The organism is Methylobacter sp. (assembly GCF_004322395.1).
Classification (GTDB): domain Bacteria; phylum Pseudomonadota; class Gammaproteobacteria; order Methylococcales; family Methylomonadaceae; genus Methylobacter_A.
The window spans coordinates 1-21,767 of the sequence record NZ_SCTW01000105.1 but is presented as its reverse complement, the minus strand read 5'-3'; the positions used below and the strand labels follow the sequence as shown (position 1 = coordinate 21,767).

The following is a 21,767-nucleotide window of genomic DNA, read 5'->3' as shown; positions in this document are numbered from 1 at the left end:
TTAGTTGAGCGCAATTTTTTCCAGCATGTCTTTGACCATTGCCTGCAAATCGAATTGAGCCTGCCAGTCCCATTCGGCTTTGGCGGCGCTGTCATTCATGTGTCTGGGCCAGGAATCGGCAATCGCTTGCCGCAATGGATCAACATTGTAAGCGATGGTGAATTCAGGAATGTGTTTTTGTATTTCTGCGGCCAACTGTTGGGGGGTGAAATTCATGGCCGTCACATTGAACGCGTTTCTGTGTTTTAGCTGCGTGCTGTCCGCTGTCATTAAGGTAATAGCGGCATCGATAGCGTCGGGCATATACATCATATCCAGTTGCGTATCGGCTCGAAGGAAGCACTCATAATGTTGCGATTTAATCGCCGCATAAAAAATATCCACCGCATAATCGGTCGTGCCGCCGCCCGGCTTGGTTTTGCTGGAAATTAATCCCGGATATCGTAAGCCGCGGGCATCGACGTCAAAGCGATGATGATAATAGTCGCAAAGCAGTTCCCCTGAAACTTTGGTAATGCCATAAATAGTTGTCGGCCTTTGGATGGTATCCTGTGGGGTATCCATAGACGGGGTTTCTGTGCCGAAAGCAGCTATGGAGCTGGGGAAGAACAGCGCACATTGGTGCATTCTGGAAATCTCCAGTACATTGATTAAGCCGTTCATGTTGACATCCCAAGCTTGTTGCGGCTGTTGTTCCGCAACCGCGGAAAGCAATGCAGCGAGGTGGAAAATCGTGTCGATGTTGTTAGTTTCTACGATTTGGTTGAGTACCGGCATATCGCGCACATCAAGGCAATAATAAGGTCCGGATTGCGTTAGTTCGTTCAAGGCCGGCTTTTTATCGGCAGCAGCGAACACATTTTCGGCGCCGTATCTATTGCGCAAGGTTATCGTTAATTCCGAACCAAGTTGCCCGGTTGCACCCGTTACCAGTATCTTTTTCATCTGCACCTTCGCTGCTTTGTTAAGGGGGGATTGCTTTGCGTCGGCCTATGCCTGTTTCGAAGCATTAAATCGTAAAATGTTCTTAGAATCTAACTGATTTTTCAGTTTGATGAATCAATACTCTGCCTTTATCTTTATATTGCCTTGCCCATTAGATATTGTGCCGTTGCATCGCTTTAAGCGAGCGGTGCGGCCCGAGGCGTTTAATTGTAATATAAGCTTCATTTGATATTATTTAATCTTGAATCATGATCAAATTTAATGAGAGGAAAAATATGCAGCCCAAGACTATTTTAACGTTATGTGCATCGCTGGCACTTTCTGTAGCGGCGGTCAAAAATGCCGATGCCGCAAATTGGAAGGATGTGCTTAAGGAGGTCAATAGTAACGTCAATGGCCAGGCGAATAACGCAGGTCAAGTAGTGCAACAGGGTCAACAAGCTGTTAATGCAGCCCAGACTATGCAAACGAACAGTTTGACCGAGTTGTTGGTGCAGCGGACCGGCGTGACTGGGGCTCAGGCTCAAGGCGGTGCAGGTGCTTTGTTTCAGATCGCTAAAAACAAGATGCAGCCGGATGCATTTAACCAGTTGGAGCAATCGGTTCCGGGTATGCAGGAAATGCTGGGAGCTGCGCCAGTTCTATCGCAACCGCGCGGTTTAGCGGGACGCTTGTCTTCAATAGCAGGTGCTTCGGGTGTGGGCGGGACTGCGGGGAATTTGATTTCTGTAGTTTCCGCTTTTCAGCAGCAGGGCATGTCGCCCGCGATGGTGCAGCAATTCATCCCGGTGGTGATCGATTATGTTAAAGCCCATGGCAATGAGGCTTTGGTTAATACCTTAAGCGCCGCATTAATCGGGCGTTGATTTAATTCGGTATGCCTATGGCTGTATCTAAAATTACTATAGGCGGCAAGATTGCGCTTTTAGAAAGCTTTGGAAGAATAAGGGTCTAAATAACTCACCGTTTCGGAAACATTGCGCCGGAATCGAGAGTCAAGGATGACAATGTCAAGCCGGGCAGTAGTGAATGAGCAGCATCAATATCATTATCTTGATGCTGCTTTCTGGGGCGCTGTTATTTTACGTTTGTAAAAACCTCATGTCATCCAAACGTATCAACCGCAAATCAAGTATTAAGAATAACTTTCAGTTTTTTTCCTGGAGTAAGAGAATTGCTTATTGCCGGTGGATTCCATTTGCGCAGATCTGCGATTGAGACATTAAATTTACGGGAAATTTGCGCCAGTGAATCGCCTTGTTTCACGGTATAACTAATCGAACGAATCCCAGCCGAAGCAAGTGAGGCTACAGCCTTTGAAGTTACAGCCTGTTGATTGGAGGCTTTAATCGACAGTTTTTGGCCTGAAACCAATGCCGTTTTCGAGTTGAGTTTATTCCAATCGGCAATGTCTTTACCGCTAACTGAAAACTTTTGCCCGATATTCCAGAGTGTGTCGCCATGTTTTACGACATAGATTTGGGAGCTTCCGGGTTTAGTTTTAGTTGTGGATAGCGTGCCTGACGAGTTTTGCGGCGTCGGCATTTTTAATATCATGCCGGAGTGGATGGAATTGCTCGTCAAGTGGTTGGCCTGACGAATCGATTGAGGTGTTGTATTGTTTTTATCGGCTATAGATACAAGGTTTTCACCGGCTTTAACTTTGTGTTGGTTCGGTATAGTCCGGATTTCATCATGTCGAATTTGCGCCATCGTCTCAGCCATTGTTTCGGCGTGATAACGCTTCATATCGACCCGCTCATCATAAGGCAGTTGAGCCAGATTCTGTTTGAATAATTGCGCTTTGGCAACCGGAATCAACAAGTGATGCGGTCCTTGCGGCGCGGTGCTTGAGTGGTTAAAGCCGGGATTCAATTTTAAAAACTCATTAAGCGGCACGTCGGCCAGTTCCGCCGCTTTGTTTAAATCCAGTTGGGATTTAGCATCGACCAGTTCACAGTAAGGCCTGTTGGGGATGGGGTGTAAATTGATGTTGTATTTATCGGCATTAGCAAATATTTTGGCGATAGCCAGCAATCGCGGCACATAGTCTTCCGTTTCCTTGGGGAGATCTAACGACCAATAATCGGTTGGCAGATTGAGGTTTTCATTTTTTTCGATAGCTTTTCTTATATTACCTTTGCCGTAATTGTAAGAGGCCAGCGCAAGATGCCAGTCGCCATCGAAAGTTTCGCCTAAATGTTTGAGAAAAGAGGTTGCTGCTTTGGTTGATGCGTAAACATCGCGGCGGCCGTCGTACCAGGTATTTTGTTGCAGTCCGTATAAACGGCCGGTGGCTGGTATAAATTGCCAAAGTCCCGACGCATCGCTTTTTGAATACGCTTCCGGCAGAAAGGCGCTTTCGACTATTGGCAACAAAGCCAGTTCTCCGGGGATGTTTTTGGCTTCGACTTCGTCTAGTATAAGATGCAGATAGGGTTCCGCCCGTTGCTGAACTCTGGCAAGATAGCCCGGGTGCCTTAAATACCAGTTTAACTCGCGATCGACTCGTTCATTTTGAATGTCGGGCAGAGAATATAACGATATTAACCGTTCCCAAACGGTATTTTTGTACTTTGAGGATACATTATATTTTTGTTTGCCGAATGGATGCAGGGAATGTCTCACATAGCTGTTGTCCAGTTCGGTGGAGTCGGGTGGTCTATCGTTAAAAGATGATGTTGTAGAGCAGCCTGTTACGACTAAAAAGATCAATATTAATAAAAGTTTAACTGATCTGTTAAAGTTAAAGCACATCATCTAAGCCTTTTAAGAATAAAGTTTATTATTAGGATGTCACCATTATAGCTTGTTTCTATTGAAAATCATCAAAGTTAGATACTATAAGATACGCATATGAAACGTAATTTCTTATTTGCCTGGTACCAAACCCCTAGAGGCAAACTGCTACAACAGCTTGAAGCTAACTATTTACAACGATCTATTACCGTCAGTTGTAAACAGACCATTTTGCAGATTGGCGGGCTGGACTGGGAAAGTGAGTTCATCGACTGTTCTTTATACAAGAGTTTTACGATACTCGATGCCAAAAGCTTAGGCTGCAATCAGGCGAGAAAAATCCAGGCTAAAGCTTATAGCCTGCCCTTGCAGAGCAACAGTGTCGATATGATTATAATTCCGCATTTATTGGAATTTGACGCCTTTCGGTTTCAAACCATGCGGGAAGTCGAACGTGTTTTGAAGCCGGAAGGCATATTAGTCATACTGAATTTCAATCCTTGGAGTCTGTGGATTAGATACCAGTATTTGTGGGATAAAAAAATGGCCGATTCATGGGGAGGGCATTTTATTTCCCGTTCAAGGATTTTGGACTGGCTAAAACTATTAAATTTTGAAGTAACAGTATCATCGGAGTTTAAGTTGGATACGGTAAAATCGACTTATGGAAAATTTATAACCCGAGGGCACTCGCTCACATCGACCGCCTATGCGATTAAAGCAATCAAGCGCCGTTACAACCTGATCCCATTAACCCCAGTAAAAATACTAAACCCCCGTTTAATTATGCCGAATCCACTTCACGCGCCAACAACACAGATAAACAGACATGAGTGATCTTGTCACTATATATACCGATGGCGCTTGCAGAGGCAATCCGGGGCCCGGCGGCTGGGGAGTTATATTCAGCTACAAAGGAGTCGTTAAAGAACTCTATGGCGGCGACCCCGAAACCACTAATAACCGCATGGAGCTGATGGCGGCGATCCAGGCATTGGAAGCACTGAAAAAGCCTTGCTCCGTGCAGATCAATACCGATTCGAAATATGTATTGCAAGGCATTACCGAATGGATGAGTAACTGGAAAAAACGCGGCTGGAAAACCGCCTCCAAAACGCCGGTTAAAAATGAAGACCTGTGGCGTAGGCTGGATGTTGCGATACAGCGGCACAATATCGAGTGGGTCTGGGTAAAAGGCCATTCAGGCCATAAAGATAACGATAGGGCGGATGAGCTGGCTAATCTGGGTATTGATTCATTACGGGTTGCAGATGCTTGTAAATAATAAAATAGCTGGTTTATGTGAATTATAAACAACACCATGAAGGACATGAAGAAAAAACTTCATGTCCTTCATGGTGAATATTTCTTATTATCGAAACAGCAAGCTGACGCGCAGAACTGATTGTAAATCAAGCCCTGGCGCAGACCCAAACATCAACCCGGCTAGCGCTTGCTTCTTTCAAAACATAAGCCAGTTCATGGGCTGTCGAACCTGTAGTCATCACATCATCAAGTATCGCAATGTGCCGGGCATGGATGGGTTTGATCACGGAAAACGCATTTTTCAGGTTCTTACGGCGTTTTTTGGCCGATAATTGGGTTTGGTGTGGCGTGTCCCGGTGCCGTTTGCAACTGGTCAGATCCAACGGAATCTTTAATTCTTTGGCTACGGTTCTGCCGATTTCTATGGCCTGGTTGAAGCCGCGCTGGCGGTAACGGGAAAGGTGCAGCGGAACCGGTAAAATCAAATCGGGCAGTTCAGCGGTTTGCCTCAGGTGGCCGACCAATAGCATGCCGAGTAAGCGTGCATTCTTGTAATTAGCGCCGAATTTTAAGTTGCCGATCAAATGCTTGATAGCTCCTTGATGAATGAACGGCGCATAAGTTTCGTCAAAAGCCGGATGTCTGCTAAGACAGCGGCCGCATAGTACCGGGGCTGTGGTGGGCGTTTCCAATATTTCGGCGCATCGATAACAGCACAGATTATTTCGAGGCAAGTGCGTGTAGCACGAATGGCAAATGTCGCGAGAATCGTATCCGGGGTTTCCGCATAAGATGCAGGTAGGCGGAAGCAGGCAATCCTGTATAATATTGATCCAGTTGTATACCATTTTTATTTAAACGGGTTGACAAGTTTATCGTCGTTTGCGACTGATGGACTTCGTACCTCATAAACTGGAGCTTAACAGAATGTCTGCAAACCCTGCAATTCGCCATGACTGGCAATTGGACGAAGTGCAAGCGCTTTATGCGTTGCCTTTTAATGACCTGATTTTTAAGGCGCAAACCGTGCATCGAGAAAATTTCGATCCCAATGAAGTTCAGATTAGCAGCCTGTTGAGCATTAAAACCGGCTCGTGTTCGGAAGATTGCGGCTATTGCCCGCAAAGCGCCCGTTACGATTCCGATTTAACGCCCGAGGCGTTAATGCCGATTGATAAGGTTTTACAGGCAGCGCAACAGGCTAAAGATCAAGGCGCATCGCGTTTTTGCATGGGCGCGGCTTGGCGCCAGCCTAAAGATAGGGATGTGGAACGGGTCGTGGAAATGGTTCAGGGTGTCAAGGCGTTAGGCATGGAAACTTGCGTAACCTTGGGGATGCTGACCGATGCTCAAACCATCAGGCTAAAAGAAGGCGGCCTGGATTATTACAACCACAACCTGGATACCTCGGAAGATTATTATTCGGAAGTCATCACCACGCGGACCTACCAGGATCGGTTGGATACGCTGGCAAGGGTCAGGGATGCCGGGATTAACGTCTGTTGCGGCGGCATTGTCGGTATGGGCGAGAGCGATGTCGACCGCGCCAAGCTGTTAATCGAACTGGCAAACCTGCCCAAGCATCCTGAAAGCGTGCCGGTCAATATGCTGGTGCAGGTTGAAGGCACGCCGCTGATGGGCACCGAATCGCTGGACCCAATCATCTTTATCAGGACCATAGCCGTTGCCAGAATCATGATGCCCAAGTCGCGGGTGCGCTTGTCCGCCGGGCGCAATAATATGAGCGATGAAATGCAGGCGCTGTGTTTCCTGGCCGGAGCCAACTCGATTTTTTATGGCGATAAATTGTTGACGACCGATAACCCGATGACTAACCATGATTTGGCTTTGTTTGATCGGCTGGGCGTGCATTCCGGCGGTTCAAGTTACGCTTGATCTTGAAAAATCTATTGATCCACGAAAAACACGAAAAGCACGAAAATACTCGAAACAATTTATTTCGTGTCTTTCGTGCTTTTCGTGGACAAAAACTTTAAATCTAATGGTACATCTATTTCCAGAATTAGCAGCTGGCCTCGAAGATATTGCCCAACAGGGCTTGTATCGCTCCCGTCGAATTATAGAATCCCCGCAAGGCATTAACCTGAAAGTCAACGGCAGGAACATCGTCAATTTTTGCAGCAATGATTATTTGGGGCTGGCTAATCATGCTGATGTGGTCAACGCGTTTAAATCCGGAGCCGATCAATACGGCGTCGGCAGCGGTTCGGCGCATTTGATTTGCGGGCACAGCGCGGCTCATCATGCTTTGGAAGAAGAGTTGGCGGCATTCACCGGGCGGGATAGGGCCTTGTTGTTTTCCACCGGATACATGGCCAATATGGGCGTGATCTCGGCTTTATTGGGGCGCAACGATGCGGTGTTTGAAGACCGGTTAAACCATGCGTCCTTGTTGGACGGAGGCTTGATGTCCGGCGCACGATTCAAGCGCTATGTTCATGCCAACGTGGCCGATCTCGGAACAAAGCTGGAAAATGCCGCAGGCAATAAACTAATCGTTACCGACGGCGTATTCAGCATGGATGGCGATTTTGCACCGCTACGCGAATTGGCGGTTGTCGCAAAAAATCATAACGCTTGGCTGATGGTTGACGATGCCCATGGCTTGGGTGTGGTCGGCGAGCGCGGCGGCGGGATTGTTGAACATTACGGATTAAATCAGGACGATGTGCCGGTGCTGATGGGAACCTTAGGTAAAGGCTTGGGTACTTTTGGCGCGTTTGTGGCCGGTTCTGAAGTATTGATTGAAACCTTAATCCAAAAAGCTCGCACTTATATTTACACCACCGCGTTACCGGCGGCGGTTGCCGAAGCGACACGGGCCAGTTTGAAAATAGCCATTGAAGAAAACTGGCGCAGAGACAAGCTTAAACAGCTGTCGGAACGATTTCGGCTGGGTGCAGATCAGCTTGGTTTAACGTTGATGGCATCGCCGTCGGCTATCCAGCCTATTTTAATCGGCGACAGCCAAACAGCCGTGGACATCAGCACCGCCTTGTTGGATGCCGGTTTTCTGGTCAGTGCAATTCGCCCTCCGACCGTGCCTCAAGGCAGCGCTCGGTTGCGGGTGACTTTTTCTGCATTGCACGAACAACATCATGTCGACCGCTTGCTGGATGCGCTGACTAAAATTATTGCAGGCCGCATGTGACAAAAATTCATTTAGAAACGTTCGGGCAAGGCAAGCCCATAGTGCTGGTGCATGGCTGGGCGATGCATACCGGTATCTGGCGGGAGTTTGCGAAGCAATTGGCGCTTAACTATCAAGTAACCTGCATCGATTTGCCGGGACATGGGCGTAGCGAGGCAATCGATCCGTTTACGCTGGAACGGATTAGCGATGAGTTGGTTAAGATAATCCCCCCTAGCCCCCCTTTTACAAAGGGGGGGATTGAGCAACTCCCCGTCTTTGGCAAAGAGAGAGTTGAACAGTCTTCCTCTTTTGAAAAAGAAAAAAATAAGCTATCTCCCCCCTTTGTAAAAGGGGGGCCGGGGGGGATTTGTTGGCTGGGTTGGTCGTTGGGCGCTACGGTGGTGCTTGATCTAGCCGCCCGCTATCCTGAGTGGATCTCTTCACTGATATTACTCGGAGGAAACCCCTCGTTCCCAAGCTCCGGCTTGGGAACGCAAACATGGCTCGGCATGGATGTTAAGCTGCTGAATGATTTTGCCGAACATTTGAATAAAAACTGCCAAGCCACGTTGCTGCGCTTTTTATCCTTGCAGGTAAACGGCTTGCCCGACCATAAAAACCTTTTGAAGGCGCTTAAAACAGCCGTGTTTGAATGCGATGCGCCGGATCAAAACACCTTGCGGGGCGGTTTAAATATACTGAAACAGGCAGACTTAAGGCCGGCTTTATCAGGATTGAATATTCCCGTGTCGGTCATCTTAGGCGGCCTGGATACTTTGGTTCCAGTGGCTGTAGGTCAAAAAATGCAGCAGTTACTGCCGGGCCTGGAATTAAACATAATCGACAGGGCAGGGCACGTGCCGTTTTTATCGCATAGCCGCGAAACATTGGAGATTATTTCCGGATTTATGGATCGGCAATGCAATTAGATAAAGCCAAAATCAGGCAGTCATTTGCGGCGGCTTCGCTTACCTATGACGGCGTAGCCGCATTGCAGCGCAGTGTCGGTAAGGCGCTGCTGAATACCGTAAATACCGAAAGCCTGACCGGAACCTTGTTGGATTTGGGCTGCGGCACCGGGTTTTTAACTGCAAAGTTGCTGGCTAGCGTAGTGAATCCGGCAGAATATTTGGAAAACGGTACGCTATGCGTACCCTACATGACTGTTATAGCGCTGGACATTGCGTTACCGATGGTGCAGGTAACGCGAACAAAGCTCGCCGATTCGCCTAATGCCGGTTATTTATGCGCCGATGCCGAACAACTGCCGCTGGCCGGTCAAATCGCCGATGGCGTGTTTTCCAATCTTGCGTTGCAATGGTGCGTCAATCTTGAAGCCGTTTTTACCGATATTAAGCGGGTATTGAAACCGGATGGCAGACTGGTTTTTTCGACCTTCGGCCCGCAAACATTACAGGAATTAAAAGCCGCGTGGGCTGAAGTCGACGATTACAATCACGTCAATGATTTTTACAGCGAACAGCAGCTGACCGGCTTTCTTCGGCTAGCGGGTTATACCGAAATAGCGGTTGAAACCAGGGTTTATACATCGAGCTACGGCTCGGTTTTGGCGTTGATGAAGGAATTAAAGCACATCGGCGCGCATAACATGATTGCCGGGCGCAATAAAAGCATCACTACCAAGGCGCAGATGCAGCGGATGATTGCGGCTTATGAGCAATATCGAACCGGCGAGCAGGTTACTGCGACTTTCGAGGCCATTATGGTTACGGCAAGCTAATGAAACAGGGTTACTTTATAACCGGTACCGACACCAACGTCGGCAAAACCTGGGCTACGATTGCGCTGATGCGTTATTTTAAAAGCCGGGGCAAATCGGTTGTCGGTATGAAGCCGGTTGCCTCCGGTTGTTCAATGCAGGACGGACAACTGAAAAACGAAGATGCGCTGTTGATACAAAAAAATGCTTCATTGCCGGTCGATTACGACTTAATCAATCCTTATGCCTACGAACCGCCTGTTCCGCCTCATATTGCAGGCGTGGAAAATCCGGTCGAACTGGATTTGGTGGCAGCCAAATTCGAGCTATTGAAAACCTTAGCTGACGTCATTATCGTTGAAGGCGCCGGAGGCTGGTACGCGCCTTTAAATGAGTGGGAAGCTATCAGCGATCTGGCAAAAACGCTGGCTTTGCCGGTGATTATGATTGTTGCGATCAAGCTGGGTTGCATCAACCATGCAAGATTAACCTATCAGGCGATAGAGCGATCCGGATTAAGCTGTTCGGGTTGGATTGGCGTTTGTACAGATCCTGACTATCTAGGCAGGGACGAGACTATACTGACCATGAAAGCCGCTGTGGATGCGCCTTTGCTGGGTGTATTGCCTTATAGGGCAGTTGCCGATTTCGACTTTTTCTCGGAACAGATAAATATATAGCTGCGTCGAAAGGCTATTTTAGAATTAACCGAAATAATGGATAGCTGCCGCCATAATCGGTAGAATGCAATAACAGTGATAGCTTCCCGTCTGTGGAGCAGTGATTCAGTCTAAAGCTTTGCGATTGAACTCTGCGTCTTACCGGAGAATGTATACTATGCATATCGACGAAAAGATAGCCTTTCTCCGCCAGCCGGCAATATATCCGGACAAACCGAAGTGCATTGAGGTTATAGAAACGCACATGTCCTGGGTCTTTCTGACCAAAAATCTTGTCTACAAATTAAAGAAGCCCGTCCGGTATGAGTTTTTGGACTTCAGCACCTTAGAGGACCGGCAAAAAGACTGCGAATGGGAAGTAAGCCTGAATCGGCGGTTGGCAGGCCGCATCTATCTCGGCACGGTGCCGCTTACCATCCAAGAAAATGGCAAATTGCAATTGGACGGCGAAGGCCGGCTGGTGGATTGGCTGGTGCAGATGCGCCGCCTGCCCGCAGACCGTATGCTCGATGCTGCTATCCGGGAAGGAACGGTCAGTGCTGAGGATGTACTGAAGGTCAGTCAGGTGCTGACCGATTTCTATCGACATTCTCTTCCTTTACTCATCAGCCCGGCCGAGTACCGTCGCCTTTTCGAAGAAAGAATTCAAAGCAATCTGAGCGAGTTAAGCGACAACCGGTATGCTTTGCCCAAGGCGCAGGTGGAGCGCCTTACGGCGGCACAAAGGCAATTTCTGGCGGAACAGGGTTATCTTCTTGAGCAGCGGGCGCGGGATGGACGCATCATCGATGCGCATGGCGACCTCAGGCCTCAGCATATCTGTTTAACAGCCCCGCCGGTGATCATTGATTGTCTGGAATTCAACCGGGAGTTTCGCATTCTCGATCCCGTGGACGAACTGGCTTATCTGGCTATGGAATGCGAACGTCTTGGTGCGCCGCACATCGGCGAGCAGATTTTAGAGCACTATAGCGAAACAGTTGGCGATGCCTGTTCCGTTGAGCTAATAGGATTTTACAAGGCTTTTCGCGCCTGTTTGCGCGCCAAGATTGCAGTTTGGCACATCGCGGATCACCAAGTGCAGGATCATCAGCATTGGCTTCGCCTCGCTCAAACTTATCTGGATTTGGCTGAGCGTTATCTGCCCCGCTGTTAACGGTAGCTCATAACCGATAAATCTAAAAAAACCAGTAGCTTCCGTAGGGGCGACCGGCCGGTCGCCCCTACAACTCCTCAAGGAGCTCTACAATGGAACCGCCGTTATGTATGCGTTGGATGGCTTCGGCGAACAGCGGCGCGACATCCAACACATTCAGCCGGTTACGCACGAGCTCCGGATCGAGCCGGAATGGCGGCAGCGTATTGGTGACCACTAAGCTATCCAGAGAAGGATCGGCCACGACTTGGTCGGCCTTGCCCACGAAAATGCCGTGGGAGGCGGCGGCATGGACGCCGTGCGCGCCCTGCCTTCGACAGGCGTGCGCAGTTCGCAAGATCGTGCCGCCGGTACTGATCATATCGTCGATGATAATGGCTGTTTTGCCTTTTACGTCGCCCACCAAGGCCTCGCCGCTGACCACTCCGGCGCTACGCTGCTTTTCCATAAAGGCGCTGCCTGCCGGCCTGTTCAGGCGCAGGGTCAGCGTCTCCCGGAACTGCTCCGCCCGTTTGACTCCGCCAATGTCGGGCGAGACCACGACCACCTCAAGGTCTAGGAGCCGTGTTGCAAAATGCTCGACAAACAGATTTTTGGCTTCCAGATGATCCGTCGGGCAGCGAAAAGCGTTTTGAAAAGCGGCGAGGTTATGCACGTCGAGAGTCAGTACTCGATCGGTGCCCACGGCCTCCAGCAGTTGCGCTACATAACGAGTGGTGACCGGATCTCGCGATTTGGTTTTCCTATCTTTTCGCGCATAACCAAGGTAGGGCAGGACGGCTATTACCGATCGCGCCGAAGCATCCTTTAACGCGCCGATGAAAAACAGCAGCCGGCAAAGCTTGTCGTTGACGCTTAAGCCAAGTTCGCTGTATAGCGATTGGATCACGAAGACATCGTTGCCTCGTACATTTTCCAGAGGACGAATCTTGTGTTCGCCGTCTTCGAAGTCTCTTTCCTCGTGCGCACTCAACGATAAACCGAGCGCAGCAGAGATGCTTTCTCCGAGTGCCCGGCTTTCGCTTAGCGCAAACAGTCGAATCGCGTCGAGACTCATGAGCCGGAAAAATAGTGCAGAAACCAATCGCAGGCGAGATTCGCCACCTGTTCTAGTTTGCCTGTTTCTTCGAATAGATGCGTAGCGCCGGGAATGATTTTCAGGCTATATTCAACCAGCAGTTGCTTGGCGGCCTGTTGATTAAGTTCGATCACGATATCGTCCTCGCCGCCCACAATCAACAGTGTAGGCGCCTTAACTTTCGCAAGATGCCCCATGGCCAAATCCGGCCGGCCGCCGCGCGAAACCACGGCGGCTACCTTGTCGGGACGCCAAGCGGCGGCGGCCAGGGCCGCCGCCGCACCGGTGCTGGCTCCGAACAGCCCGATCGGAAGCGCGGCCGTCGCTTTGTTCCGGCTCACCCAGTAGATCACGCCGATCAGCCTGTCGGTCAATAAGCCGATATCAAAGCGAAGTTCACGTGTGCGCTGATCGATGTCTTCCTCTTCCGGTGTTAAGAGATCGAAAAGTAATGTGGCAATGCCTGCATCGTTCAAGGTTTCGGCCACGAAGCGATTGCGCCGGCTGAACCGGCTGCTGCCGCTTCCGTGAGCGAAGATTACAATGCCTTTCGGATGCTCGGGAATAGCGAGGGAGCCGGCAAGAGAAAAACCTTCAAACTCTATGTTGATGTCAATCGAAGAAGTAGGGAGTGAGGGATTAGTCATGGCGTTTCGTCTAGAGGAATGTGGAGCGTGGCCCAGGCACGCTTCAACAGGAACTTGACTTCATCGTCGCTGGTCTGCGAGAACTCACGGTACCAGCGTCCGACGGCCAAAAATGGTTCGGGCGTTGCTAAGCACACCACATCATTGGCTTCCTGTTGCAGCCGCAGCACGGTCTCAGCTGGAGCCACGGGGACGGCGACTACGATAGAGGCGGGGTTTCGTTGTTTCAAGGCGGCGACAGCGGCCAGCATACTTGCACCAGTAGCCAAGCCGTCGTCTACCAGAATCACGCAATGATTTTCTACTGCGGGAGGAGGCTGCTCTCCTCGATAAGCCCGCTCGCGTCTTTCCAATTCTTGCCGCTCTCTTACTATGGCAGCGTCAATGGTTTCTTGGCTGATATCAATGGCTGCAACTATATCGGGGTTCAGAACACACGATCCTCCGCTGGCGATTGCGCCCATAGCTAATTCTTCCTGTCCGGGCGTTCCCAGCTTGCGCACCAGCATGATGTCCAGCGGCGCGTCGATCATCCGGGCGATCTCGAACCCTACCGGTACTCCGCCACGAGGCAAAGCGAGGATGATCACGTCCGGACGCTTTGAATATTCAGCCAGCGCCTGTCCCAGTAGGCGTCCGGCCTGGATTCGATTCTCAAATGGCAGTCTCAAGGCGGTTTTCTTGATCATTGCATCGCACCGATTTTAGGAACTTAAATAAATCATATACCGATCTATCCATACAATGAATACTTACAAATACTTACGGGGGCGTCGTTTTACAAATTTGTTTATACGCTCATCTTATTAACGTAAGCTTAATGAATTTGGAGCTTTTCGATGGGTATCACTGTCAATAAAGCTAAACTCATCGTTTAGTTTTTGATGAATTGCAAACGTTAAAATAAGTAATATGAGGTTGCGAAGTTCGTTCGGATGAGGCAGTATTAATTTTTACGATTTTCAGGGGTCGTCGGCGATGAATGATTATCGGCTAAACCGGAGGACACGAAGAGATTTCCTGAAATTAGCTGGGAGCACTGCACTTGCCCTAAAGATGACAAAAACCTGCTTAGCGGGAGACATGAACGAAGTGATTTCAAGTCAAAGTCTTTCATCTCAAACAGCTTCTCGCGATACCCAGATTACACTGTTTCTGTGCGGCGATGTGATGACCGGCCGGGGTATCGATCAGGTGTTGCCGTATCCCGGAAATCCGCAAATTCATGAACCTTATATGACTTCCGCCAAGGACTATGTGAAGCTCGCGGAAGAAACTAACGGCCCTATTCCGAAACCGGTCAACTTTGCCTATATCTGGGGTGATGCACTTGAAGAGCTTCGGCGCGCTAATCCCGACGTCCGCATTATTAACCTTGAGACGGCGGTAACGGCCAGCTCGGAATTTTGGGCCGGAAAAGGTATTCATTACCGGATGCAGCCGCGGAACATTCCCTGCATTTCTGCGGCAAAGATCGATTGCTGTGTTTTGTCCAACAATCACGTCCTGGATTGGGGGTATGCCGGGTTGACGGAGACTTTGACTACTTTGACCGGTGCAAATATCAAGACTGCGGGAGCGGGCCGAAACCTTTCAGAAGCCGAAGCTCCGGCAGTTATCGAGGTGGCCGGGAAAGGGCGTGTGATGGTGTTCGGTTTCGGCGACGAAAGCAGCGGTATTCCCTCTCTATGGGGTGCCCGTAGCGATAGGCCGGGCGTGAATTTACTGCCGGATTTATCCGAGAATACGGTGCGTCGTATCGCCGAGCGGATATCGGGTTTTAAGCAGAAGGGCGATTGTGTGGTAGCTTCGATTCATTGGGGCGGAAACTGGGGCTACAAGGTCTTAAGCGCTCAAAGGGAGTTTGCGCATCGGCTGATAGATCAGGCCCATGTGGACGTGGTGCATGGTCACTCATCGCATCACCCCAAAGGCGTCGAACTGTACAAAGGCAAACCGATTCTGTTCGGCTGCGGCGACTTTTTAAATGACTATGAGGGAATTTCAGGATACGAGGAATTTCGGGGCGATTTGGCTTTGATGTATTTTGTGACTATGGACTTCATAACAGGAAACTTGGTCAGTTTGGTCATGATACCGATGCAAGTCAGGCGCTTTCGTTTGAATTGTGCGCACTCTGATGACGTTCGCTGGTTGCAGCAAGTTATGGATAGGGAGAGCCGGTTGTTGGGCGGAAGGATCGAACCGGTCAATGATCGCAGTTTTGCTTTATCGGTCAGAAGTTGAGAATATTGCTGGTTTTAACAGCAGCTGAGCTGAAATACAAAATGGCAAAGTTTTGTATGACCCCATGCTTTTAGTATTTTTGGTATGATAGTCGTACATGTAGGGCACATTTTGTGCATTAATGAATGCCGAGGTCTCGAATTGCATAGATTACTTGCTTCAAAGAATAGGCTTGAGGTCAGGGCTTTCTAAACAAGCGCAACCGAGGATCGCTGTTGTATATCTTTAATGCCTTTGCGCCAGCTTGTAAAAATAAAACATGACAAAGTCTCTTTGAAAGTCCTATTATTTTCCCCTTTCCCAGCTCGAATCGCCGCCTAACATGCGGCACAAGGTTAATGCATGTCTATTCGTTCTATCTCATCAGCAAAATTCATTTTGGTTATTGGTACGTTATTGTCGGGATGTACAACGACGCGACAAATTGTTGTTGACCATCCATCAACCGAAGCCACCCAGCTTCAACCGCTACAAGGCTTTCAATCCATTGATGGCGACGATTACTATGTGCGTTTGATTTCTGAATTCGATTTTAAAGGCGACAATGTATTAAAAAGCGGCTGTACCAATATGGCGCCTTCTTATGAAAAAGGCGATTTATCCGCGGCTCTTATCTATAGTGTGCGTAACGACACGCTTAAGTTTAATCGTGAAGCCACCGGCTTTTTGTATCAGGCGACAACAGGTAAGTGCAACTTTACTTTCGACGCTAAAAAACTTTATCTGACGCCATGGATACGCCTGGATTCGGGTAAGGAAACCATGGTCGATTATAATTTTTACACCAATGCAAATAGTGATGTGGATGTATCGAGTTTGGTCGGTGATGTGAATTCGGCCAGCAACTTGCTTGCGTTAACAGGCGTCGGTATGGGCGTTGCTATTATGGGGCAGGCTGCCGGACAATGGATAAAAAGCAGCCAACAAGCGGAAGTAAAGTCAGCGCCTCATCAATCAGTCAAACACAGCTCGGAGTCACATTCGTTACCGGCGACTACGGCTTTTTCAGGCAAGACGGGAACGCTCAATCAGACAAAGTTCAAAGTTTATGATGTCGCAGAAGGCGGATTAAATTTGTTTGGATCAGATACCAAACAGCTTGGCGAGCTAAAAATTTACCCGGAAATTCTGCCGTCTTTGTTGTTAAAGACAACGGCTGACGGTATTCCGGATGCGCGTGATTTATCATTCGAAGAAATAGGGTATTCGCCAATAAAATCGGCAACTGGGGAAATCAATCTTCAACAATTGATTGAGCAATCAACACATCCGGCAAAACCGAATTTGAAACCGGATTGGAATAATTACCAGGAAGTGGAGGGCAATTGCAGAAAATTGAAGTTGGTGATGAAAGATTTGGGCTTCAATAAGTTTGACCGGAATGCGGTGATTTACTATTTTCTGGCTAAGAATGGCGATTGGAGCAACTACAATATCAGTCGGCAAAAGACACTGAGTGAAGAAATGCGGCCAAAGCTCATAGAGAGCTATCGCAATAAAAACTTTGCTAATTGTCTGGCGGCTGATGACTATGCGGTTATGAAATCAATGGGTTTGCCGGTTAATACGCAGTCCGACTGGGATCAGGTGGGGGAGGCGAGCCATAAAAAAGAGCAATTGTTTACGCCGCTTAAGTCGATAGAGCGGCAGTTGGTTGCTGTGTTGAGAAACCCAAATAAGACAGAAATGGAACGCCAACTCTTCCCTTTGCTGAATACAGCAAAAAATGGCGACGGCAGTGTGTTACTGCAAAATCATTTAGGGGATTTTGGATTGGAGTTGTTGTTAAATCCTCCTGCAGCACCAATCCCTGTAGACGCTTCGAGCATTCCGGCGGCTGCCCCAGTTGTGGCAACGGCTCCAGCGTCGACGACTATTCCCGGCGAGGGAATTATTATCAGCGCCCGTCAATTGGCGCAGGTCTTTTCAGGACTTTTAATAAACGAGCTCAGTTGTGCGCGTCCGGTTCCTGACAGTTTCGGGAAATCTGCGAATAACGCGGGGATTTTATTGTTCACTACTAAAGAAGGCAGTCCTCGGGTTAAAGGCGGAGCGATGGAATTTGAATTTTCCGGCGGTAAAATTACGCGCATTGCATTTCAGCTATCCACTTACCGGGATTTCGAACAGGATCTGTTGGATAAACCGGAAGTCGGCGGTTGTCGAATTGATACCTCTTTTTTGGCAAAATTACACTAGCATCAATAATGATCCGATTTGGCTTTACCTACATGAAAATCAACAAAAAAAGATTTTTGATAGGTAATAACGTAGATTGGTTTATAAAGGAAATTAAAGATAGATTTGAGTATGGATATAATCCATAATGTTTGTGCGGTAAATAATAAATAATATATATCAGGAGAAACGTTATGGCTTTAATTACTTGGACAGCTAGTCAATACGGTACAAATGTTGGCTTTGCCGATGATGAGCATAAGACTTTGTTTGATAAACTTAATAAATTATATGATTTGGCAACTGGCGGAGCGGAGCGTTCTGCAATAGGTGCGCAATTGGATGACCTGATTGCGTATGTCGTTGATCATTTTGCGCATGAAGAAAAAGAAATGCTAGCAAAAGGTTTTGCTGGATATGATCGCCACAAAGAAGAGCACGATGCATTGGTAGGTATTTGCGGCGGTCTGCAAGCAAAATTTCATGCAGGGCAGGCGGAAGTTGACGAGGGAGTTGGTCAATTGGTTAAGGGCTGGTTGGATAACCACATCCCTAACTTCGATATGGCTTATTCAGATGCCTTAAACGGCTGATCGGTTCCTAATGAAAAATAAAAGGCTTGTGAGTTTCATTGATTCACAAGCCTTTTTATTGAGCCAAATAAAATCAAGGAAAGGACAGCTGGTATAGATTGCCCTCATGGTTTAAAATTGAATAGATTATTTGTGATAATTATTGCGTAAATGGAATGAAGCCGACCTTGGCATGTCCCGAAATTACGAAACGATGTAACGCATACAAGAGTTTATAACTACTAAACGAGGAGGCTGCTCCGTGAAAAAAGCAAAGCAACTGTTCGCAGGTCTGATCTTAACGGCTTTGGGCCTAGGAACAGCGCAGGCGGAATATACGCTCAATTTAATGAAAGGGGTTACAAAGGTCAGTAACGACCTTTATAACCTGCACATGCTGATTTTATGGATCTGTGTATTCATAGGTATTGGTGTGTTCGGGACTATGTTCTATTCGATTTATCATCATCGTAAATCAAGAGGACATAAAGCGGAGCAGTTTCATGAAAATACGACGGTTGAAATCGCTTGGACAATTATTCCGACTTTGATCCTGATCGGCATGGCTATTCCAGCCACGAAAGCCATGATCGAATTGGATAATGTGCAGGAATCCGAAATGTCTATTAAGGTGACCGGACATCAATGGAAGTGGGAATATGACTACCTTGATAATGGAATTCATTTTTTCAGCAGCCTGGATGAAGCCAGTAACAAAGTACGACAAGTAGGTTCTGGTTTAGATCCTCGGTCGGTTCCTAATTACTTGTTGAATGTCGATAAGCCGTTAGTTATTCCAACCAAAAAGAAAATTCGTTTTGTTTTTACCTCGGCAGATGTAATCCATTCATGGTGGGTGCCGGATCTAGGTTGGAAAAAAGATACTAATCCAGGCTTTATCAATGAATCGTGGACTTCTGTTGATGAGCCAGGTACTTATCGTGGTCAATGTACCGAGCTTTGTGGTAAAGATCATGGTTTTATGCCGATCGTCGTGATTGCAATGAACGAACCTGAGTACAATGCTTGGGTAGAACAACAAAAAGCGGCCGCGGCTGCTGAAGCAGGATCGGCTAGCAAGCAATGGACTAAAGAAGAGTTGGTTGCTAAAGGTAAAGCTGTTTATGAAACCAGCTGTTCATCTTGCCATATGCCGGACGGTGCTGGGTTGCCAGGTACTTTCCCAGCTCTAAAGGCAAGTCCGATGGTAACCGGCGATATTAACGCTCAAGTTAAGCTAGTCTTAAACGGAAAAGGCATGATGCCGGCTTTCGGAAAAGTGTTAAGCACTGTTGATTTTGCTGCAGTCGTAACATATACCCGTAATAGTTTGGGTAATTCAGTGGGTGATTCTATTCAACCTTCAGCTATCCAAGCTCTGCAATCGGGAACACCGGCGGCAGATAAAAATGAATAAGTCATTGCGTTCTTATCGATCTAATCTTTTTTATATATTCAAGAGGTATAAAATATGTCTGCTGTAGTCGCTGAACATGATGATCATCATGATCATGATCATGGTCCTGCTAAGGGGTTCTTAAGGTGGATTATTACCACTAATCATAAAGATATAGGTACATTATATTTGGTGTTTGCGCTGGCGATGTTTTTTGTTGGCGGCACCATGGCAATGATTATTCGTGCCGAATTGTTTGAACCGGGTATGCAATTTGTTAATCCCCAGTTCTTTAACTCAATGACCACTATGCACGCCTTGGTAATGGTGTTCGGCGCTGTTATGCCGGCATTCGTCGGTTTGGCCAACTGGATGATTCCAATGATGATTGGCGCTCCGGATATGGCATTGCCGCGTATGAATAACATGAGTTTCTGGTTGCTGGTTGCCGGTGTTTTATTACTGGCCAGTACTTTGTTTATGGAAGGTGGCGCGCCTGCCAGCGGTTGGACTTTGTATCCGCCACTAGTATTGCAAACCGGTAAGGCATTGCCTTTCGCGATTTTCTCGGTGCATTTGCTGGGTATCTCGTCAATCATGGGTGCTATCAATATCATCGCAACCATTTTCAATATGCGTGCTCCCGGCATGACCTTGATGAAAATGCCGATGTTTGTTTGGACTTGGTTGATTACCGCTTTCCTGTTAATCGCCATCATGCCGGTTTTTGCCGGTGCAGTGACCATGTTGTTAACAGATAGATTCTTCGATACCAGCTTTTTTGATGCAGCGGGCGGCGGCGATCCGGTTCTTTATCAGCATATTTTCTGGTTTTTCGGCCATCCCGAAGTTTATGTAATGATTTTGCCTACCTTCGGTGTCGCTTCTACGATCATTCCGGTATTTGCGCGTAAGCCTTTATTCGGCTATAGCTCAATGGTTCATGCGACTGCTGCAATTGCATTTTTGTCATTTATCGTTTGGGCTCACCATATGTTTACAGTGGGTATGCCGATAGCAGGCGAGTTGTATTTCATGTATGCAACCATGTTAATTGCAATTCCTACCGGGGTTAAGGTTTTTAACTGGACTGCGACCATGTGGAAAGGTTCGATGACTTTTGAGACACCTATGCTGTTTAGTATTTCTTTTGTGGTTTTGTTTACGATGGGTGGATTCACCGGTTTAATGATGGCGGTTGCTCCTGTTGATTTCCAATACCACGATACTTACTTTATTGTCGCGCATTTTCATTACACACTGGTTCCTGCTTCTATCTTCATATTGATGGCTGCGGGCTATTTTTGGCTGCCTAAATGGACCGGCCATATGTATGATGAAAGGATTGGTCGGCTGCATTTCTGGTTGTCGGTAATATCGGTAAATGTCTTGTTTTTCCCTCAGCATTTTTTGGGGCTTGCCGGTATGCCAAGAAGAATTCCTGACTATGCTGTTCAATTTGCGGATTGGAATATGATCTCCAGTATTGGTGGTTTTATCTTCGGTGCAAGTCAGTTGTTGTTCCTGTATATTGTTATCCATACAATCAAAGGCGGAACAGGCGAAAAAGTAACGGCTGAAGTGTGGGAAGACGCTGCCAAGCATAGTTTGGAATGGACTTTACCATCGCCACCGCCGTATCATTCTTTTACTACACCACCAACAGTTATACCTACTGAGCATCTTTAAGTAAGGTGTTGCATGCAGGTTGTTTTTAACAAAGCAACCTGCATGGATAACGTATCAGGTGAAATAATGAATACCAAACAGAAAAATATTTTGACAGCAGTGGTTTTGGTTGCGGTTGCTGTCATTATTTATGTTTTTGCAGTGATGAGAGCTGTTTCTCAATGAATGAAAGCGTTACGCAAAAAAACGCTAAGTTAGTTCGTATATTGGTGTTTGTTGTACTGGGAATGTTTGGTTTTGGCTATGCTCTGGTTCCGCTTTATGATGTTTTGTGTGAAGTAACGGGGCTCAATGGAAAAG

General features: G+C 47.7%; 20 protein-coding genes and 1 pseudogene. 15 read left to right on the top strand and 6 right to left on the bottom strand.

Annotated elements, in window-relative coordinates:
• A complete protein-coding gene (locus EPO18_RS14675; protein WP_292434459.1) occupies positions 1-945 on the bottom strand; it encodes an NAD-dependent epimerase/dehydratase family protein in 945 nt (314 codons plus the stop codon).
• 275 nt (positions 946-1,220) lie between these two features.
• Here EPO18_RS14675 and EPO18_RS14670 point away from each other — a divergent pair, with 275 nt between their 5' ends.
• Positions 1,221-1,811: a DUF2780 domain-containing protein gene (locus EPO18_RS14670; RefSeq protein WP_292434457.1), complete on the top strand. Its 591-nt coding sequence runs from the start codon at positions 1,221-1,223 to the stop codon at positions 1,809-1,811.
• Between the two features lie 262 nt (positions 1,812-2,073).
• Here the strand turns inward: EPO18_RS14670 and EPO18_RS14665 are convergent, their stop codons facing one another.
• Positions 2,074-3,702 carry a lytic transglycosylase gene (locus EPO18_RS14665; RefSeq protein ID WP_292434496.1) on the bottom strand — a complete coding sequence of 543 codons (1,629 nt, stop codon included), beginning with the start codon at positions 3,700-3,702 and terminating at the stop codon, positions 2,074-2,076.
• Positions 3,703-3,801: 99 nt separating this feature from the next.
• Here EPO18_RS14665 and EPO18_RS14660 point away from each other — a divergent pair, with 99 nt between their 5' ends.
• Positions 3,802-4,521, top strand: a complete 720-nt coding sequence (locus EPO18_RS14660; RefSeq protein ID WP_292434455.1) for a class I SAM-dependent methyltransferase — start codon at positions 3,802-3,804, stop codon at positions 4,519-4,521.
• Positions 4,514-4,969 (top strand): ribonuclease HI, encoded by a 456-nt coding sequence (gene rnhA / locus EPO18_RS14655; RefSeq protein ID WP_292434453.1) that lies wholly within the window; start codon positions 4,514-4,516, stop codon positions 4,967-4,969. The genes EPO18_RS14660 and rnhA overlap by 8 nt, the downstream gene beginning before the upstream one ends.
• Before the next feature lie 127 nt (positions 4,970-5,096).
• Here rnhA and EPO18_RS14650 read toward each other — a convergent pair whose 3' ends face one another.
• Complete coding sequence (locus EPO18_RS14650) at positions 5,097-5,798, bottom strand: ComF family protein (protein WP_363331515.1); 702 nt, start codon at positions 5,796-5,798, stop codon at positions 5,097-5,099.
• A 79-nt stretch (positions 5,799-5,877) separates the two neighbouring features.
• Between EPO18_RS14650 and bioB the strand changes: the two genes are divergently transcribed.
• The 6 genes from bioB (at position 5,878) to EPO18_RS14620 (ending at position 11,660) form a co-directional block, all read left to right on the top strand.
• Entirely contained in the window at positions 5,878-6,846 is a 969-nt protein-coding gene (gene bioB, locus EPO18_RS14645) for a biotin synthase BioB (RefSeq protein WP_292434451.1), read from the top strand.
• Between the two features lie 106 nt (positions 6,847-6,952).
• The gene (bioF, locus tag EPO18_RS14640; protein WP_292434449.1) at positions 6,953-8,122 is read left to right on the top strand and encodes an 8-amino-7-oxononanoate synthase; all 1,170 of its coding nucleotides are present in this window, start codon (positions 6,953-6,955) and stop codon (positions 8,120-8,122) included.
• The gene (locus EPO18_RS14635; RefSeq protein ID WP_292434448.1) at positions 8,119-9,033 is read left to right on the top strand and encodes an alpha/beta fold hydrolase; all 915 of its coding nucleotides are present in this window, start codon (positions 8,119-8,121) and stop codon (positions 9,031-9,033) included. The genes bioF and EPO18_RS14635 overlap by 4 nt, the downstream gene beginning before the upstream one ends.
• Positions 9,024-9,845, top strand: a complete 822-nt coding sequence (gene bioC / locus EPO18_RS14630) for a malonyl-ACP O-methyltransferase BioC (RefSeq protein ID WP_292434445.1) — start codon at positions 9,024-9,026, stop codon at positions 9,843-9,845. Before EPO18_RS14635 ends, bioC begins: the two co-directional genes overlap by 10 nt.
• Entirely contained in the window at positions 9,845-10,504 is a 660-nt protein-coding gene (gene bioD / locus EPO18_RS14625) for a dethiobiotin synthase (protein WP_292434443.1), read from the top strand. The genes bioC and bioD overlap by 1 nt, the downstream gene beginning before the upstream one ends.
• Before the next feature lie 157 nt (positions 10,505-10,661).
• The gene (locus EPO18_RS14620; protein WP_292434442.1) at positions 10,662-11,660 is read left to right on the top strand and encodes a hypothetical protein; all 999 of its coding nucleotides are present in this window, start codon (positions 10,662-10,664) and stop codon (positions 11,658-11,660) included.
• Positions 11,661-11,727: 67 nt separating this feature from the next.
• On the opposite strand, the gene EPO18_RS14615 is transcribed toward EPO18_RS14620, so the two are convergent.
• Genes EPO18_RS14615 through EPO18_RS14605 form a run of 3 tightly spaced genes read right to left on the bottom strand, consistent with a single transcriptional unit; the run spans position 11,728 to position 14,056 of the window.
• Entirely contained in the window at positions 11,728-12,717 is a 990-nt protein-coding gene (locus tag EPO18_RS14615) for a ribose-phosphate diphosphokinase (RefSeq protein WP_292434440.1), read from the bottom strand.
• Positions 12,714-13,385 carry a dienelactone hydrolase family protein gene (locus EPO18_RS14610; protein ID WP_292434438.1) on the bottom strand — a complete coding sequence of 224 codons (672 nt, stop codon included), beginning with the start codon at positions 13,383-13,385 and terminating at the stop codon, positions 12,714-12,716. The genes EPO18_RS14615 and EPO18_RS14610 overlap by 4 nt, the downstream gene beginning before the upstream one ends.
• Complete coding sequence (locus EPO18_RS14605) at positions 13,382-14,056, bottom strand: phosphoribosyltransferase (protein WP_292434436.1); 675 nt, start codon at positions 14,054-14,056, stop codon at positions 13,382-13,384. The genes EPO18_RS14610 and EPO18_RS14605 overlap by 4 nt, the downstream gene beginning before the upstream one ends.
• Positions 14,057-14,468: 412 nt before the next feature.
• On the opposite strand from EPO18_RS14605, the gene EPO18_RS14600 reads away from it, so the two are divergent.
• The 6 genes and pseudogenes from EPO18_RS14600 to EPO18_RS14575 form a co-directional block, all read left to right on the top strand.
• Positions 14,469-15,632 (top strand): CapA family protein, encoded by a 1,164-nt coding sequence (locus EPO18_RS14600; protein WP_292434434.1) that lies wholly within the window; start codon positions 14,469-14,471, stop codon positions 15,630-15,632.
• Between the two features lie 342 nt (positions 15,633-15,974).
• Positions 15,975-17,831: a hypothetical protein gene (locus EPO18_RS14595; RefSeq protein ID WP_292434433.1), complete on the top strand. Its 1,857-nt coding sequence runs from the start codon at positions 15,975-15,977 to the stop codon at positions 17,829-17,831.
• Between the two features lie 173 nt (positions 17,832-18,004).
• Positions 18,005-18,403, top strand: coding sequence for a bacteriohemerythrin (locus tag EPO18_RS14590; RefSeq protein ID WP_292434431.1), 399 nt, complete (start codon positions 18,005-18,007; stop codon positions 18,401-18,403).
• Positions 18,404-18,644: 241 nt separating this feature from the next.
• Positions 18,645-19,799, top strand: a complete 1,155-nt coding sequence (gene coxB / locus EPO18_RS14585; RefSeq protein ID WP_292434429.1) for a cytochrome c oxidase subunit II — start codon at positions 18,645-18,647, stop codon at positions 19,797-19,799.
• A gap of 54 nt (positions 19,800-19,853) precedes the next feature.
• Positions 19,854-21,467: a cytochrome c oxidase subunit I gene (gene ctaD / locus EPO18_RS14580; protein WP_292434428.1), complete on the top strand. Its 1,614-nt coding sequence runs from the start codon at positions 19,854-19,856 to the stop codon at positions 21,465-21,467.
• Positions 21,468-21,628: 161 nt separating this feature from the next.
• Positions 21,629-21,767 (top strand): annotated as a pseudogene (locus EPO18_RS14575) (cytochrome c oxidase assembly protein); the annotation flags it as partial.

Bases quoted from the DNA above. Each gene is read 5' to 3' on its own strand.
- EPO18_RS14675 (WP_292434459.1), bottom strand. From the start codon at position 945: ATGAAAAAGATACTGGTAACGGGTGCAACCGGGCAACTTGGTTCGGAA.
- EPO18_RS14670 (WP_292434457.1), top strand. From the start codon at position 1,221: ATGCAGCCCAAGACTATTTTAACGTTATGTGCATCGCTGGCACTTTCT.
- EPO18_RS14665 (WP_292434496.1), bottom strand. From the start codon at position 3,702: ATGTGCTTTAACTTTAACAGATCAGTTAAACTTTTATTAATATTGATC.
- EPO18_RS14660 (WP_292434455.1), top strand. From the start codon at position 3,802: ATGAAACGTAATTTCTTATTTGCCTGGTACCAAACCCCTAGAGGCAAA.
- rnhA (WP_292434453.1), top strand. From the start codon at position 4,514: ATGAGTGATCTTGTCACTATATATACCGATGGCGCTTGCAGAGGCAAT.
- EPO18_RS14650 (WP_363331515.1), bottom strand. From the start codon at position 5,798: ATGGTATACAACTGGATCAATATTATACAGGATTGCCTGCTTCCGCCT.
- bioB (WP_292434451.1), top strand. From the start codon at position 5,878: ATGTCTGCAAACCCTGCAATTCGCCATGACTGGCAATTGGACGAAGTG.
- bioF (WP_292434449.1), top strand. From the start codon at position 6,953: ATGGTACATCTATTTCCAGAATTAGCAGCTGGCCTCGAAGATATTGCC.
- bioC (WP_292434445.1), top strand. From the start codon at position 9,024: ATGCAATTAGATAAAGCCAAAATCAGGCAGTCATTTGCGGCGGCTTCG.
- bioD (WP_292434443.1), top strand. From the start codon at position 9,845: ATGAAACAGGGTTACTTTATAACCGGTACCGACACCAACGTCGGCAAA.
- EPO18_RS14620 (WP_292434442.1), top strand. From the start codon at position 10,662: ATGCATATCGACGAAAAGATAGCCTTTCTCCGCCAGCCGGCAATATAT.
- EPO18_RS14615 (WP_292434440.1), bottom strand. From the start codon at position 12,717: ATGAGTCTCGACGCGATTCGACTGTTTGCGCTAAGCGAAAGCCGGGCA.
- EPO18_RS14610 (WP_292434438.1), bottom strand. From the start codon at position 13,385: ATGACTAATCCCTCACTCCCTACTTCTTCGATTGACATCAACATAGAG.
- EPO18_RS14600 (WP_292434434.1), top strand. From the start codon at position 14,469: ATGAACGAAGTGATTTCAAGTCAAAGTCTTTCATCTCAAACAGCTTCT.
- EPO18_RS14595 (WP_292434433.1), top strand. From the start codon at position 15,975: ATGTCTATTCGTTCTATCTCATCAGCAAAATTCATTTTGGTTATTGGT.
- EPO18_RS14590 (WP_292434431.1), top strand. From the start codon at position 18,005: ATGGCTTTAATTACTTGGACAGCTAGTCAATACGGTACAAATGTTGGC.
- ctaD (WP_292434428.1), top strand. From the start codon at position 19,854: ATGTCTGCTGTAGTCGCTGAACATGATGATCATCATGATCATGATCAT.